At 57.6% G+C, this 16,066-nt stretch carries 13 protein-coding genes; 5 read left to right on the forward strand and 8 right to left on the reverse strand.

All coding sequences use genetic code 11. From position 1 onward, the window contains the following. Positions 1 to 20: 20 nt before the first annotated feature. From atpA to ACXLHR_RS09080, 3 genes are all read right to left on the reverse strand, one after another. A complete protein-coding gene (gene atpA / locus ACXLHR_RS09070) occupies positions 21 to 1,556 on the reverse strand; it encodes a F0F1 ATP synthase subunit alpha (RefSeq protein WP_458791139.1) in 1,536 nt (511 codons plus the stop codon). Position 1,557: 1 nt separating this feature from the next. Then, on the reverse strand, positions 1,558 to 2,124 hold the full coding sequence (locus ACXLHR_RS09075; RefSeq protein WP_458791140.1) for a F0F1 ATP synthase subunit delta: 567 nt from the start codon (positions 2,122 to 2,124) through the stop codon (positions 1,558 to 1,560). Between the two features lie 537 nt (positions 2,125 to 2,661). Continuing rightward, positions 2,662 to 3,420 (reverse strand): methyltransferase domain-containing protein, encoded by a 759-nt coding sequence (locus ACXLHR_RS09080; protein ID WP_458792513.1) that lies wholly within the window; start codon positions 3,418 to 3,420, stop codon positions 2,662 to 2,664. 61 nt (positions 3,421 to 3,481) lie between these two features. Here ACXLHR_RS09080 and gloB point away from each other — a divergent pair, with 61 nt between their 5' ends. The 3 genes from gloB to ACXLHR_RS09095 all read left to right on the forward strand — a co-directional run bounded on the left by gloB (position 3,482) and on the right by ACXLHR_RS09095 (position 7,672). Next, positions 3,482 to 4,249, forward strand: coding sequence for a hydroxyacylglutathione hydrolase (gloB, locus tag ACXLHR_RS09085; protein ID WP_458791141.1), 768 nt, complete (start codon positions 3,482 to 3,484; stop codon positions 4,247 to 4,249). A 142-nt stretch (positions 4,250 to 4,391) separates the two neighbouring features. Continuing rightward, positions 4,392 to 6,713 (forward strand): ATP-dependent Clp protease ATP-binding subunit ClpA, encoded by a 2,322-nt coding sequence (clpA, locus tag ACXLHR_RS09090; RefSeq protein ID WP_458791142.1) that lies wholly within the window; start codon positions 4,392 to 4,394, stop codon positions 6,711 to 6,713. Next, positions 6,713 to 7,672, forward strand: coding sequence for a M23 family metallopeptidase (locus tag ACXLHR_RS09095; RefSeq protein WP_458791143.1), 960 nt, complete (start codon positions 6,713 to 6,715; stop codon positions 7,670 to 7,672). The genes clpA and ACXLHR_RS09095 overlap by 1 nt, the downstream gene beginning before the upstream one ends. Here ACXLHR_RS09095 and ACXLHR_RS09100 read toward each other — a convergent pair. From ACXLHR_RS09100 to ACXLHR_RS09110, 3 genes are all read right to left on the reverse strand, one after another. Continuing rightward, positions 7,669 to 9,786, reverse strand: a complete 2,118-nt coding sequence (locus ACXLHR_RS09100; protein ID WP_458791144.1) for a peptidoglycan -binding protein — start codon at positions 9,784 to 9,786, stop codon at positions 7,669 to 7,671. The two genes, ACXLHR_RS09095 and ACXLHR_RS09100, sit on opposite strands and share 4 nt — an antisense overlap. After that, positions 9,776 to 10,885, reverse strand: a complete 1,110-nt coding sequence (locus ACXLHR_RS09105; RefSeq protein WP_458792514.1) for a biopolymer transporter ExbB — start codon at positions 10,883 to 10,885, stop codon at positions 9,776 to 9,778. Before ACXLHR_RS09105 ends, ACXLHR_RS09100 begins: the two co-directional genes overlap by 11 nt. A 129-nt stretch (positions 10,886 to 11,014) precedes the next feature. Continuing rightward, positions 11,015 to 11,548: a gamma-glutamylcyclotransferase gene (locus ACXLHR_RS09110; RefSeq protein ID WP_458791145.1), complete on the reverse strand. Its 534-nt coding sequence runs from the start codon at positions 11,546 to 11,548 to the stop codon at positions 11,015 to 11,017. A 64-nt stretch (positions 11,549 to 11,612) separates the two neighbouring features. On the opposite strand from ACXLHR_RS09110, the gene ACXLHR_RS09115 reads away from it, so the two are divergent. Next, the gene (locus ACXLHR_RS09115; RefSeq protein ID WP_458791146.1) at positions 11,613 to 12,599 is read left to right on the forward strand and encodes a DUF2125 domain-containing protein; all 987 of its coding nucleotides are present in this window, start codon (positions 11,613 to 11,615) and stop codon (positions 12,597 to 12,599) included. Here ACXLHR_RS09115 and ACXLHR_RS09120 read toward each other — a convergent pair. Then, positions 12,596 to 13,579 carry a YcjF family protein gene (locus ACXLHR_RS09120; protein ID WP_458791147.1) on the reverse strand — a complete coding sequence of 328 codons (984 nt, stop codon included), beginning with the start codon at positions 13,577 to 13,579 and terminating at the stop codon, positions 12,596 to 12,598. The genes ACXLHR_RS09115 and ACXLHR_RS09120 overlap by 4 nt on opposite strands. Further along, positions 13,576 to 14,988, reverse strand: coding sequence for a YcjX family GTP-binding protein (locus ACXLHR_RS09125; RefSeq protein WP_458791148.1), 1,413 nt, complete (start codon positions 14,986 to 14,988; stop codon positions 13,576 to 13,578). Before ACXLHR_RS09125 ends, ACXLHR_RS09120 begins: the two co-directional genes overlap by 4 nt. Positions 14,989 to 15,087: 99 nt before the next feature. On the opposite strand from ACXLHR_RS09125, the gene truA reads away from it, so the two are divergent. After that, on the forward strand, positions 15,088 to 15,852 hold the full coding sequence (gene truA, locus ACXLHR_RS09130; RefSeq protein ID WP_458791149.1) for a tRNA pseudouridine(38-40) synthase TruA: 765 nt from the start codon (positions 15,088 to 15,090) through the stop codon (positions 15,850 to 15,852). Positions 15,853 to 16,066 lie beyond the last annotated feature (214 nt).

A 16,066-nucleotide genomic window follows, 5' to 3' on the forward strand; every position in this document is an offset into this window, starting at 1 on the left:
CCTTCTCTAAGGCAAGGGGTTCAGGCGAAATCTTTGGCGAACGCGTCGATAGCGGCCTTGATCTTGTCTTCTGCCTCACCTTTGATCTTTGGATCTTCCTTGGTGATCATATCAAGCACGTCTTTACCATTGGTACGCAGGTGCTTGAGCAAACCAGCTTCAAAACGACCAACGTCTTTCACAGCGATCTTGTCCAGATACCCTTTGGTGCCTGCATAGATGACGCAAACGATCTCGGCGTTCGACAGTGGCGAATACTGTGGTTGCTTCATCAGCTCTGTCAAACGCGCACCACGGTTCAGCAACTGCTGTGTGGAGGCATCAAGATCAGACCCGAATTGCGCAAATGCAGCCATTTCGCGGTACTGAGCAAGCTCGAGTTTAACCGGACCAGCCACAGATTTCATCGCGTTTGTTTGTGCGGCAGAGCCAACACGCGAAACGGACAGACCTGTGTTCACAGCAGGACGGATACCTTGGAAGAACAATTCAGTTTCCAAGAAGATCTGACCATCAGTGATCGAAATCACGTTTGTCGGAATAAACGCAGAAACGTCGCCGCCCTGTGTTTCAATGATTGGCAGCGCTGTCAAAGAACCGGAACCATTGTCTTCGTTCAACTTCGCAGAGCGCTCTAGCAGGCGCGAGTGAAGATAGAAAACGTCACCTGGGTAAGCTTCACGCCCTGGTGGACGACGGAGCAAAAGCGACATCTGACGGTAGGACACAGCCTGCTTGGAAAGGTCATCATAGATGATCAGCGCATGGCGGCCATTGTCACGGAAATGCTCGGCCATCGCAGTCGCAGCATATGGTGCAAGGAACTGCATCGGTGCTGGATCGGACGCGGTCGCAGCAACAACGATTGAATACTCAATCGCGCCGGACTCTTCGAGTTTCTTAACCAACTGCGCAACAGTAGAACGCTTTTGGCCAATAGCTACATACACACAGTAAAGCTTTTCGCCCTCTGTTGTGGCTGCATCATTGTAAGATTTCTGGTTCAGGATCGTATCAAGCGCGATCGCTGTTTTACCTGTCTGACGGTCACCAATGATCAATTCGCGCTGGCCACGGCCAACCGGGATCATGCTGTCCACAGATTTCAGACCAGTCGCCATTGGCTCGTGAACCGACTTGCGTGGAATAATGCCTGGAGCCTTACTATCAGCAATGGCACGCTTTGTCGCGCCAATCGGACCTTTGCCATCCAGTGGATTGCCAAGACCGTCAACAACACGACCCAGCAGCTCATCCCCAACAGGAACGTCCACGATCGAGTTGGTGCGCTTAACAACGTCACCTTCTTTAATGTCACGGTCGGAACCGAAAATAACGATACCTACGTTATCCGCTTCTAGGTTCAATGCCATGCCGCGGATGCCGCCTGGGAATTCAACCATTTCACCCGCTTGGACATTGTCCAAACCGTAAACGCGCGCAATACCGTCACCAACGGAAAGCACACGGCCTACCTCGGCGACTTCGGCTTCTTTACCGAAGTTTTTGATCTGGTCCTTCAGGATCGCAGAGATTTCAGACGCTTGGATCGCCATGTTATCCGACCTCTTTCATTGTGTTCTGGAGTGCATCGAGCTTGGATTTGATCGACGTATCGATCATCTTCGAGCCCACTTTAACGATTAAACCGCCGATGAGGCTTTCATCAACGGTCGCATTAATTTTCACATCAGCGCCAATTTGCGCCTTCAGTGTTTTTGCCAGGCTATCAGTCTGGGCTTTGCTTAACGCCTTGGCCGAGATCACGTCTGCGGTCACTTCGCCTTTATGGTCCGCAATACGCGCACGAAGCTGCGTCAAAAGCTGCGGCAAGACAAACAAACGCCGCTTGGACGCCATAAGCGCCAGCACGTTGCTTGTTGATTTTGACAGTTTCATCGCTTTTGCAATCGCAGCAATCGCCGCGGCCTGCTGTTCGCGAGTATAGAGTGGCGATGATAGCAAAGTTTGCAGATCCGCGCTTTCGACCATTGCGGCCTCGAGTGCATCTACATCCTTCTCAAGCGCAGGTAGCGCTTTGCCGTCGATCGCCAGATCAAACACAGCCGTCGCATAGCGCGCGGCGATGCCTGTGGAAATTCCTATTGGTTCGGACACGTCCACCCTTCCGATGTCTTGGGCCCAACCATGCCCCAACGGGCACAAAGACGGGCAGCTTACGCAAGCCCTCACAATTACGCGAGGGCGGCAAAATCTAGGTCGATGTAGCAGAGCGTTCGACACCTCGCAACCGCCTTGAAGGGGCAAATTGTCGCCCTCACTCAGACTTTTGGCAGTTATTTTTAATCAGAGCGCCACCGCGCCGCTTTCTGCCCGAGGTTTGAAACCTCGCGTTTCGTCACAGAACTGTCCCGATACAATGGTTTACAATAGGTTATGCCCAGTTTTTTAATCTACCAAGCAAAAATTCTGCCTTTAAACATCTCGATTCTACATTTCACGCCTTCAGGATTCAGCGCCTTGATAAAGCGATTATAGGCACTGCCACCTTACGCCCAGTGTCTAGCGCGCGCTCCAGACCGAAAAACAAAATGCCACCGAAACGGACGATTTGCACCTCGCGCCAGACCCCGATTCTAATAATGAGAGCGACGATCTGTCCACAAGCGGCCCCACCGCAATCACCGTCGCGTCACAAGGCTACCCTTCGTCCCGCGCAGGTCCGGGCGCAGGCGCAGTCATGCCCTCAAACGCCCGCAACGGCCGCCTGACCGCCTCGGTCAAGCCTCTGCGCGTCGGCGCGGCCACTTGCTTGCTGACCTCGACCATCAACACCCCGCCTGCCGCCACAATCGGCAGATGGTGCCCGACCCGCTCCAGAATCCCCGCGGACCTGCGCCAGATCCGGCGATGCGAGGGCGGCTGAAACAACACCGATAGCGACCGCTCGGTCACAAACTCGTGCCTACGCAACTGCGTATCTAACTGCCCCAGCGAATAAGGCCGCCCGAATCCGAACGGCGTCTTGTCGGATCGCGACCAAAGACCCGCACGGTTGGGTACAACAAACACCGCCTTGCCACCCGGCCCCAACACCCGCCAGCACTCTTCCAGCACCGCATTGGGGTTCTCGGATGTCTCCAGCCCATGCATCACAACCAGCTTGTCCACCTGCCCCGTCTGCACCGGCCAGAAATTCTCTTCGCACAGCACGCTAATATTAGGCTGACCGGCTGGCCATGGCATCACACCTTGCGGTCCAGGCATCAAGCCGATCACCCGCCGCGCATCTTTCAGATACGGACGCAACAAAGGCACAGCAAACCCGAATCCCGCCACCGTCTGTCCCTTGGCCTCGGGCCAGATCAGCGTCAGCTCGTCACGAATAACCTTCTGCGCAGCACGCCCCAAGGCGCTACGATAATAAAAATTGCGCAGATCAAGTACGTCTAAGTGCATTGCAGTCAGGCCCCGTTTGGGAAAGGTTAGACGAGACATAACAAACAGGAACGCAAAAGTCATGCCTCTGATCCTTACGACCGTGCCCTGCCTGAAAGACAACTACGCCTTCATCCTGGGCAACCCTGACACACATGAGGCCTGCGTCATCGACGTGCCAGAGGCTCCTCCGATTAACATAGCGTTAATGGAAGGCGGCTGGACCCTCACAACCGTGCTACTGACCCACCACCATTGGGATCATATCGACGGGCTGGACGGGCTGGACCGCAGGGAAGAGCTCAAAATCATCGGCGCACAGGCCGACGCCCACCGCCTGCCTCCGCTCGACCACGCAGTCACCGAAGGCGACACTGTCAACATCTTGGGCGAAGACCTGACAATCATCGACGTCTCGGGACATACCATCGGCCATATCGCCTTTAACTTTACCAAATCAAAATATGCCTTCACCGGCGACAGCCTGATGGCACTTGGCTGCGGTCGCCTGTTCGAAGGCACCCCCGCGCAAATGTGGACCAGCCTGCAAAAGCTCAAAACCTTATCCGCGGATACGATTATTTGTTCGGGACACGAATACACCCAAAGCAACGCAAAATTCGCGCAAACCCTTGATCCACACAACGCGGACCTTATCTCTCGTATCGCAGACATTCAAAAGGCACGCGCGGCAGATCTGCCGACCGTGCCCTCAGCCCTCGACCTGGAACTGCGCACGAACCCGTTTTTGCGTGCAGACGACCCCGAGCTTATGGCGTATATCGGCATGAGTGACGCTACCCCAGCCGAGGTATTTACCGAAATTCGCAAGCGCAAAGACAATTTCTGACCACTTCACGAAAAATGTGACCGCAAATCACAAAAAAGTCCTTGAAGGTTACGCAAGAAAACCAAACCTTAAGGTTAAGAGGCCACGGTTGATAAAAACGCTGTGCGTTTGCACCGACCCAGAACTATGAAGGAGCACGCCTGTGCCATCTTTTTCGACAACACTCGAACAATCCATTCACGGTGCCTTGGCCCTTGCCAATGCGCGCAAGCATGAACTCGCAACGCTAGAGCATCTGCTGCTGTCGCTGATCGACGAACCCGATGCAGCCCGCGTCATGCAGGCCTGCGCTGTCAATCTCGACGACCTGCGCAAAGACCTCGTTGACTTCATCGACGATGATCTGTCGACCCTGATCACCGATATCGAAGGCTCCGAAGCCGTGCCAACAGCCGCGTTCCAGCGGGTGATCCAACGCGCCGCCATCCATGTGCAATCTTCGGGCCGCACCGAAGTGACAGGCGCAAACGTGCTGGTCGCCATCTTTGCAGAGCGCGAAAGCAACGCCGCCTACTTCCTGCAAGAACAGGAAATGACCCGTTATGACGCGGTTAATTTCATCGCACACGGCGTCGCAAAAGACCCCGCATTTGGCGAAGACCGGCCCGTTACCGGCGTGCCGAACGACGATTCTGCTAGTGACACTGACGGCGACGTCAAAGAAAGCGCACTTGCGAAATACTGCGTCGATCTGAACGCAAAAGCCGCCAAAGGCGACGTTGATCCGCTCATTGGCCGCGCCCATGAAGTAGAACGCTGCATTCAAGTGCTGTGCCGCCGCCGCAAAAACAACCCGCTTTTGGTGGGTGATCCCGGTGTGGGCAAGACCGCCATTGCCGAGGGTCTTGCTTTCAAAATCATCAACGGCGAAACACCCGAAGTGCTGTCCGAGGCCACCATCTACAGCCTCGACATGGGCGCGCTTCTGGCTGGCACCCGCTACCGTGGCGATTTTGAAGAACGCCTGAAAGCCGTGATGACCGAAATGGAAGTACACCCCGACGCGGTGCTGTTCATCGACGAAATCCACACCATCATCGGCGCAGGCGCTACATCCGGCGGCGCCATGGACGCCTCCAACCTGCTGAAACCTGCGTTGCAGGGCGGCAAACTGCGCTGCATGGGCTCTACAACTTATAAAGAGTTCCGCCAACACTTTGAAAAAGACCGCGCCTTGGCGCGCCGTTTCCAAAAAATCGACGTGAAAGAACCCTCGGTTGAAGATGCGGTCAAAATTCTGCGCGGCCTCAAACCGCACTTTGAAGAACACCACGGCATCAAATACACCGCCGACGCGATCCGTACGGCAGTGGAACTGGCCGCACGCTATATCAACGACCGCAAATTGCCCGACAAAGCAATCGACGTGATCGATGAGGCGGGTGCTGCACAACATTTGCTGCCCGAATCCAAACGTCGCAAAACCATCGGCGTCAAAGAAATCGAAGCGGTCGTCGCAAAAATCGCGCGTATCCCTGCCAAGAATGTCACCAAAGACGACACCGAGGTTCTCAAAGACCTCGAAAAGTCGCTCAAACGTGTGGTTTTCGGCCAGAATACCGCCATCGAAACTCTGGCTTCAGCGATCAAACTGGCGCGCGCGGGTCTGCGCGAGCCAGAAAAACCGATCGGCAACTACCTGTTCGCAGGGCCGACAGGTGTGGGTAAAACCGAAGTGGCCAAGCAATTGGCTGACACGCTTGGCGTCGAACTCTTACGATTCGACATGTCCGAATATATGGAAAAGCACGCGATTTCGCGGCTGATCGGCGCGCCTCCGGGGTATGTCGGTTTTGATCAGGGCGGCATGCTGACCGACGGCGTCGACCAGAACCCGCACTGTGTTCTGCTGCTTGATGAAATGGAAAAAGCCCACCCCGACGTCTACAACATTCTGTTGCAGGTCATGGACCACGGCAAACTGACCGACCACAACGGGCGCACCACCGATTTCCGCAATGTGATCCTGATCATGACGACCAACGCGGGCGCCACGGAAATGTCGAAAAACGCCTTGGGCTTTGGACGCGACGGCCGCGAAGGTGAAGACACCGCCGCGATTGAAAAGACATTCACGCCGGAATTCCGCAACCGTCTGGACGCCGTCATCAGTTTTGGCGCCTTGCCAAAACCTGTGATCATGCAGGTAGTCGACAAATTTGTGCTGCAACTCGAAGCACAATTGCTGGATCGCAACGTGCATATCGAGCTGACACCAAAGGCCACCGAATGGCTAGCGGATAAAGGCTATGACGCGAAAATGGGCGCACGACCTCTGGGCCGCGTGATTCAGGAATACATTAAAAAACCGCTCGCAGAAGAGTTGCTGTTTGGCAAATTAACCAAAGGCGGCTTGGTAAAGGTCGGCGTGAAAAACGGGAAACTCGACATCAAATTCGAGGAGCCCCAGCAGGCCCGCATCAGCGGATCCGGCAACAAGCCGCCGCTTTTGACAGCCGAGTAATGCGCGGTCACGCAGTTATTCTATTATCCCTCGCCGCATCACCTGCGGCGGGGGATTTTTCTTTGACCCTGCCACTTGATTGCGCTCTCGGCGACAGTTGCTTTATTCAGAACCTTGTTGACCACGACCCAAGCAGTGGCACCTCTGACGCCACTTGTGGCATGTTGACCTATGATGGTCACAAAGGCACCGACTTTGCCTTACTATCCCTCGCCGATCAAGCCGCAGGTGTGACTGTTCTCGCCGCAGCAGATGGGATAGTGACGGGCATTCGCGATGACATGCTGGACTTTTTGCAAGTTGCTCCTGACGCGCCCGATGTTGCCGACCGCGAATGCGGCAACGGCCTCGTCATCCAGCATGAAGACGGGTTCGAAACCCAATATTGTCATATGGCGCAGGGGACTATTCTGGTATCGTCCGGCGACAGTGTGACTGCTGGGACTGCTTTGGGATTGGTTGGTCTGTCGGGAAACACGCAGTTTCCGCACCTGCACATCGCGGTCCGTAAAAACGGAAACGTCATTGATCCGTTTGACGCAGACGGACAGCAAGCCTGCCCTGACACCAGCACCCCGTCCCTTTGGGACACGGATATGCTTGCTCCGACCGGTGGGATTGTCACAGTTGGGCTGTCTGATGCGGTGCCTGAATTTGACAGTGTTCTCGCGGGCACCGCCAACACCGGCGCGCGCGCGGACGCGCCTGCGATGGTTGCTTGGGCGTATTTATTCGGGCCGCGCGACGGTGATGTTTTACAAATTGTTATGACGGGACCGCAGGGGTTGGTGTTCGAAAACACACAAACCATGACCCGCAATCAGGCGCGGGCCTACCGCGCTGTCGGGAAGAAAACGCCTGCGGGTGGTTGGAACATCGGTGCGTATTCACTTGTTGTGAACCATTTGCGCGATGGACTGCTGTTGGATAGCGCCACTAAGACATTTACGGTTAATTAACGCTCGGTCAGTTTAAGCTCGATGCGCCGGTTTTGGGCGCGGGCATCGGCTGTGTTGGCGTCGTTAAGTGGCTGGTATTCCCCAAAGCCGTTGGCCGCCAAGCGGTCTGGGGAAATGCCCAGAGAGCCTATCATATAAAGCACCACCGAAAGAGCGCGCGCCTGTGAGAGCTCCCAGTTGTTGCGGTAGATGCCCGTGCCGGATAGCGGAATGTTGTCGGTGTGTCCGTCGACCCGAATAACCCAGTCGATGCCCGCCGGGATGTCATCGGCGATGCTGCGCAGGATACCCGCGACGTTTGCGATTTCACCGCGCCCCAGTTCAGAGAGTTCGGCGCGGCCTGCTTCGAACAGCACTTCGGACGAGAAGACAAAGCGGTCGCCCTCGATGCGCACGCCGTCTTGTCCTTCGAGGACATCGCGCAATTGCCCGAAAAAGTCGGATTTGAAGCGCTCCAGATTTTGCGCTTCGATTTCCAACCGTGCGCGTTCGGCTTGTTCAAGTGCCAGCCTGCGCCGTTCTTCGGCAGCAACCCTTGCGAGCGCTGTATTGAGTTGTGCGCCGAGGGCTTGAATTTGCACGTCTGCCTCTACGTCTGCATCTTCGGCCAGATTGAGTAAGGCTTGCAAGGTGCCGACCTGATTGCGTAGTTCCGCAACTTGTTGGTTGAGAAGTGCGGCTTGGCGCTGGCTTTCGGCGGAGAGTGCTTTTTCTTGCGACAGGGCCGCGTTGGCGGTGGCAAGCAGCGCGGCATCGCGTTCTTGTGCGGTCATTTGAGTGGCGGTTTCGGCCTGTGCGGCCGCCATTGCGGCCAGTGCTGACGCAAGTTGCGCGCGCAATTCGGCGCGGTCGTTTGCGGTCTCGGATTGACCATCAGAGAGCGAGCTGACCCGTGCTTGCAGGTCTTGATTGGCCAGTAAGGCGGCTGCCAAGCGATCTTCCAAGCTGCGCTGTGCGTCTTGGCTAGTGTCGTTTGAGGCCGTGATTGCGGCCACTTCGACCTCTAGCGCCTGTTTGGCGAGTAGCGCTGCGGCAAGTTGCGCCTGGATTTCGCGTTCGGTGATCGCGCTGTTTTCCAATGCTTCGGCAACGGCGGTGCGGGCCGCTTGCAAGGCGTCGTCGCTTTGCGCGCCATCACTTAGCGCTGCGGCTAACTGTGTGGTCAGATCGGCCATATTGGCGTTTGCTGCGTCGAGTTGCGCGCGGGCGTCACCCAGTTCGGATGCGGTTGTTTCTTGCAGGCTGAGCGCAGCAAGCAGGCGTGCGTCGAGATCGGAGCCTTGGGTCAGCGCGGTTGTCAGGTCGTTTTGAGCGTCCTGTTGAGCAAGCAATGCGGCGGCCAATCGCATATCGAGCCCGTCGTTTGCGGCCTCGGCTGCGGCAAGCAGGGTCAGGGTGTCTTCGGCTTCTCGGCGTTTTTCTTCCAGTGTCAGCGTCATTGCGGTCAGTTCGGTATCTGCGTTTTCTAAGCGCTCGCGCAGGGCTTGCGCGGCAGCGGCATCGACCAGTTTAGTAGCTTCAAGTTCTGATATTTTGGTTTCGCCGTCTGCGACTAAGGCCTCTAACGCTTCGCGGCGGGCGGCGGCGAGGCGCGCCTGTTCAACGCCGGCGTCGATTTCCGAGCGGGCGGATGCGAGGGCGAGATTGAGCGCCTCTTGCTCGGAGATCAGGCGCGTTTGATCCGCTTCTAGGGTCGCGATTGTCGCTGTGGCCGCGGTGCGTTGCGCGAGCAAACCTGCGACTTGGGCCTCGAACCCTGTGATTTGGTTTTCGGCGGTGACGAGGGCGGCAACGGTCGCATCACGTTCAATTGTGAGGGATGCGATCAGGTCGCGTTGTTGTACGGCGGCGTCCGATGCGCTGGCGAGATTCTGCGCGAGTGTGGCTGTCGCGTCTTCTTGCAGGCCCAAGGCGGCGGCGAGGCTGGAGATTTCTGTCGCGAGGTCGTCGAGTTCGGAGGCTTGGCCTGTGATTGTTTCGCGCAGCACAAACTGGATCACCATAAAGATCGTCAGCACGAACATCAAAACGAGCAAAAGTCCCGTCATCGCGTCCACGAAGCCGGGCCAGATGGCGTTTTGGAACCGCCCTGAAGATCGTCGATTAAGTGCCATCAGTGTCCGCCTGACGACCCCGCCCTGTGCGCATGGCGCGGGTAAGCTCCGCCATACCGGCGCGGATATCGGCGATGGTGTCTTGACGGCCAGCTGACATTTCTTCGAGGATACGCAGCATTTGCACGTCGATGGAGCGCAGCCGCATGCGGCTTTCTGCGTCGATGCCGTCGACACCGCTATCGCGGAGTTTCTCGATCAGTCTTTCCTGTCCTTGGGCGACGCGGATCAGCAGGTCGTTGGTGTCGCTACTGGCGCTGCTGGCGCTCGATCTTTCCATCACAGCGGTAAGGGTCGCGAGGCGGGCGTCGAGGTTGCTGCGTTCTTCTTCCGAGCGCATGATGAGGGTTTGTTGTGCCTCTAATTGCTGCGCCATTTGGTCCATGAATTCGACCATGAGCCCTGATTCACCGGTATGTTCTTCGCCCGATGAAAAGCCGAGGCGCGTGATGGTCGAGAGCCATTCTTCGAGTTCGCGGTAGAAGCGATTTTGGCCGTGCGACGCGAAGAGTTCGAGCAGGCCCACGACCAGCGACCCTGCTAGGCCTAAAAGCGAGGATGAAAAAGCGGTGCCCATGCCGCCAAGCTGGCTTTCGAGCCCTTGCTGGAGGCGGCTGAAAATATCGGCGCCGTCTTCACCGTCAGCGGGGTTGAGGGAGCGGATGGTTTCAACCAAGGCAGGCACGGTGGTCGCGAGGCCGTAGAATGTGCCCAAAAGCCCAAGGAAAATCAGGGTGTTGCCGATATAGCGGGTGATTTCGCGGTCTTCGTCGATGCGCTGTGCGACCGAGTCGAGGATCGAGCGTCCGGCCGATGAAGACAGCTGCATTTTCGCACCGCGCGACCGCAGGAGTGTGGCAAGAGGGGCGAGCAGGCCCGGGGCTTGGGTCATCTCATGGCCGAGACGTTGTTTGGCGAAGCCTTCGATCCATTGCACCGAGCGCATCAGCTGGGCAACCTGGCCAAAGCACGACAGGATCCCGAGGATGAACACCCCCATGATCAACCCGTTCAGGTAAGCATTCGACCAGAAGATAGCGGCGATTTGTGCAAAGCCGATGTAGAACACAGCGCCCACGATGCCAAGCACGACCAGCATCGAAATGATCTGGCGCACGGGTTGGGAAAACTGCGGCTCTGCCTCGGTTTCCTTTGTTAACTTTACCACAAAGGGGTCCTCGTCATTGTTGTTGGTGTGAGCATAGGGAAGACGGGCGGAAATCCCAAATCAATTCTCCCCTGTGATTTGTTGAACGCGGGTCACGAGCCATGTCATGTCGTCGTCGCGAATTTGCATCATGTCGAGGTGGCTGGCGGTATTATAGAGGTATTCGGGGTTTGGACCGCGCCCGCCGACAGCACGTGCGATCATCTGGGCTTGGGTTTCCAGATCGAAGGCGCAGTATTGGACATGGGCAGGGTCAATGACGTAGGCCAAGGCTTGCACGGTTGTGCCGTCGTCCAAGGCCAGCGGGACATGGTGTTCGATGTAAGCGGAAGAGATAAGTTCGCGGTCGCGTAGGGCTTGCAGGACCTCGGTTTCCTCGTCAGGTTTTACTTGGAAGGCGATCCCTGTGCATTGGGCGCCTTTGACTGCGTCGAGGGCGAGAACAAGGCCCGGTTCTTCTTGGGTTCCGCGGTGGTGGATCGAGAGCATGCAAAAGCTGCGGTGGTAATCGTGCAGGACCGCGCGTGTTTGCGTTTCTGCCTCGAACTCTGGATTCCACAAAAGTGATCCATATCCGAATACCCATAGTGCCATGATGCTGGTCCTTTGTTGCTGCGCCCTGTAAACACTAGCTAAGACGTGACGCCAAGGGGGAACCATGCGCCGATTAACCATTCTTGTGCTGGCATTGGCCGCAATTTACGGAGGCTACTGGTTCATCGGGGCCACAGCGGTTGAGCGCACTGCGAATGCGCAGGTCGCACAGATGCGCGTGAATGGCTGGACGATTGACTATGATGATCTGTCCACGCAGGGGTTTCCGTCGCGATTTGATACCACTGTGACGGCATTGGATGTGAAAACGCCGCGTGGCGGGTTGGCGTGGCAGACCCCTTTTGTGCAGGCGTTATCGCTGTCGTATAAGCCAAACGAGGTGATCCTCGCCCTGCCCGACCGTCAGGATGTGACGGTAAATGGAGTGCCATTATCGGTGACGTCGGAAGGGTTGCGCGCGAGTGCGGCTGTGGCCCCCAATACCGATTTAAACCTGACCCGCTTTACGGCCGAGGTTGGAAATATGGCGATCGAGGGGGCGACTGGCACGGTGTTGTCGCTGTCAGAGGCATTGGTGGCGCTACGCCCGACCGAGGCAGAGCGGTCTTATGATGTTTTTGCGGATATTGCTGATTTGGCTTTGCCGTTGCCGTTGCGAAATATGCTGGATCCTGCGGGGAATTATCCTGCAATTTTAAGCCAGATGACCGTTGATGCCAGTGTGGTCACAGACCGCGCGTTGGACCGTCATGCGTTAGCGGCGATGCAGCTGCCCCTGTTGGATATGATCAAGTTGAACGGGATGACCCTTGCATGGGGGCCGTTGCAGTTGCGCGGCAGCGGCGCGATCACCATCGACAGTGCCGGTGTGCCATCGGGTGAGGTTAAGCTGGAGGTGCAAAACTGGCGCGAGATGATGCAGATGGCGGTTAATGCGGGTCTGATCGAACAGGGTGTGTCGCGCACCTTGATGAGCATGGGTGCGATATTGGCAGGCGGATCCAACAGTATTTCGCTGCCGGTGAGTTTTCAGAATGGCATGATGTTGCTCGGGCCTGTCCCTGCCGGCCCTGCCCCGCGGTTTCGTTAACTTTTTGAAAACATCCCCGTCAGGGAGCGTTGCACGAGCGCGGTGACGGAGGGGCGTTTTATCGCGCGGAACGGGAGCGGGCGGCATACCTCAAGGGCGGCGACGCCAACCCGCGCGGTGAGTGCGCCATTGATCACCCCTTCGCCAAAGCGCCGCGAGACTTTTGACATCAGCCCGCCGCCTGCAATCGAGCCGATCAGGTCGTCGCCAACTGCGACTGCGCCGGTGGCCACGAGGTGTGTGAGGACCGTGCGCGTGAGCCGCCAGCTTCCGAATGTGCCAGAGCGTCCACCGTAGATTTCGGCGATGCGCCGGATCATGCGCAGGTTGGATGTGAGGGCGGCAAAGACGTCTGCCAAGGCGAGTGGCACGAGCGCTGTGACCATGGCGACTTGTCTGGTCGCGGCTTCGACTTCGCGCAGGGCACGCGCATCAAGGGGGGCCAGAAGTGTGGTTTCGGCCACGCCGAGTAGCCCGTCTGCGTCGAGCATATCGTCCATTTGTTCGGCCAGCCGAGCGCGTCCCCATGATGTATCGTCGCGTTTTGCATAAAGTTTTTCGAGCTTGTGGATCACCTTGCGGGCTTGGGTCAGGTCATTGTCGATAAGTGCGCGCGCGGCGGCACTGTGCACATCGTCGAGCCTGCGTAACCGTGCAAAAGCCGCGATTTCGCGCAGCGCGATGACGGCGAGGACGATGCAGAAGAGGACCATAAGCGCGGTGGCGATCCCCCCCAATATCGGGGACCGTGCGAGCAGTGTATTGACGTAATCCCATGCGGCCAGCGACACGATAAAGCCGGTGAGTGCAAGAAGTAGCGACCAGAACCAGCGGCCGAGGCGAGAGGGTTTTCGTGCGGCGATTTGGGCGACCTGTTGCATCGCGGTCGGGCTGTCGGGAACGGCGGGGGCCGAGGCGGGGCTGATGAAGGTGTCATCGTCGAGGTCGATCAGGACCGGACCGCGATTTGGGGTTTTCATAGCCGGTCTCCGATCAGGAACTCAGCGGCTTTGTCGAGCCGGATGTGGGGCGGGCCGTCGCCCGGTTTGAGGTCGAGCGGTGCGGGGGCGAAATGCATGACGCTATAGTCGGCATCGAGCCATTTGGTGTCGCCTGCCCGTGCGGGGCCGAGCAGATGTGCGGGATCATTGGGTAGCTTTCCGGGGTAGAACGCCGCCTGTTTGCCTGTATCGAGCAGCCTGCCCCGCACAACGTCAAGCGGACCATCGCGGTGGTCGATGGTTTGTTCAACCGTGGTGCGTAGCGAGGCAATGGACATCGCGGCGGTCTGTGCGCCTGCGAAATCGGCGCGGTCTTTGGCGTCGCGCAGCAGGGCTTCGGTGATGGCGGTGAGTTGCGCGTGTTGGCTATGGTGCAGGTGATCGGCTTTGGTGGCGGCGAAGAGGATTTTCTCGACGCGCCGTCCTTGGAAGATCCGTTTGAGGAAGGCGTTGCGGCCAGGGCGAAAGGCGCCGAGGATCGCGGCCATGGCGCTGCGCAGGTCTTCAATCGCGGGCGGGCCTGCGTGAATGGCGCTAAGCACGTCGACGAGGACCACTTGACGGTCGATTTTGGAAAAGTGGTCGCGGAAGAAGGGTTTGATAACCTTTTGCTTGTAGCTGTCAAAGCGGCGGGAAAATTCGCGCCCTAAGGTGCCGCGTGCGCGGGTGTGCGCGCCCAAGGGAGCAAAGGTCAGAACAGGGGAGCCAGCGAGATCGCCGGGCAGCAGGAACCGTCCGGGTGTGCAATCGGAGAAGCCTGCTTCGCGCGATGCGTTGAGGTGTGCGGTAAAGGAGGCGCTTAGTTTTTTTGCGGCGGCTTCGTCTAGAGGTGCGTTTGGGTCAATGGCGTTCAGGTCCGCAAGGAAGGTGTCGCCGAGGGGGCGGCCTTTGGCGCGTTTGATCGCGGCGGCGGACCAATCCTCGAATCTGAGGTCGAGCAGGCCGAGGTCGAGCAGCCATTCGCCGGGATAGTCGACGATGTCGATATGGATGGTGCGTGTTCTTTGCAGACCTGCGAGCATACCTGTGGGTTGCACGCGTAACGAGACGCGCAGCTCGCTGATTTGGCGGGTGCCTTCGGGCCAGCTGGGGGTGGGGCCTGTCAGTTTACCAAGGTAGGTCTCGTAGTCGAAACGCGGCAATGTGTCGTCGGGTTGCGGTTGCAGGTAGGCGGTGCGAATGGCGCCAGTGCGCGCGGCTGCAAATTGTGGCATACGGCCGCGATCCATCAGGTTTGCGACCAGTGCGGTGATGAAAACGGTTTTGCCTGCGCGGCTAAGTCCAGTGACGCCGAGCCGGATCACGGGGTCCGTAAAGGGGGCCGTTATCGTGTCGGCGACCGCATCAACGCTGCGTGAAATCTGATTTGCAATCGCGGAGATAACCAATGGGTCGACCCTTATGTGAGAGGTTTTTATTAAGATAGGCGTTAGGCGCGCGGTTGTGTAGGGATTGATTTATCGCCCACCTGCGCCTAAGCGGAGGTTATGCCGAGATATGCCTTATTAGTTGAATATGACGGTGGTCCGTTTGCGGGGTGGCAGCGTCAACCTGATCAGCCCTCTGTGCAGGGCGCGATTGAGGCTGCGCTGGCAAAACTAGAGCCTGGTCCGCATTCCATTGCGGCAGCCGGTCGCACGGATGCGGGGGTGCATTCTTACGGTCAGGTGGCCCATTGTGATTTGGTGCAGGCTTGGGATCCGTTCCGGCTATCGGAGGCGCTGAATTTCCATTTGAAGCCTGCGCCGGTGGCGATTGTGAACTGCGTGCGGGTCGATGAGGCGTGGCATGCGCGGTTTGATGCCTTGGAGCGCCGCTATGTGTTTCGTGTATTCAGCAGGCGCGCGCCGTTGACGTTCGAGCGGGGGCAGATGTGGCAGGTCAAATATCCGCTTGATCTGGCGATGATGCAGGCGGGTGCCGACAGGTTGTTGGGGCTGCATGATTTCACCACGTTCCGGTCAACCATGTGTCAGGCATTGACGCCGGTGAAAACACTGGATGCGCTTGATATTACACAGGCCACTGTGAATGGCGGGATCGAATATCGGTTTCATGTGCGGGCGCGGTCGTTTTTGCACAATCAAGTCCGCAGTTTCGTAGGCACCTTGGAGCGGGTTGGTGCGGGTGCGTGGTCGCCTGACGATGTGACCCGTGCGTTGGCCGCGAAAAATCGCGCGGCCTGCGGTCCTGTTGCGCCGCCGCAGGGGCTGTATCTGGCGGGTGTGACCTATCCTGCGCCGCCGTTTTAGGTTGAACGGCTGAAGATCTATTTTATCCGCCGGAGTTCTGTCCGTGGCTGAGGTCTGTGTTTCATGTTTTGCACGACCGAGGCACAGGCCACACCGCGTTTGGCCTCAGGCGTTTCAACTGTCATATAAGCGGAAACCTGTAACCTGCCGACAAAAACGTCATCCGGTCGGCACTAGATATGCAACCATCTTCGCTATATAAAGGTATGTATCT

It is taken from the genome of Yoonia sp. MH D7, from assembly GCF_054439475.1.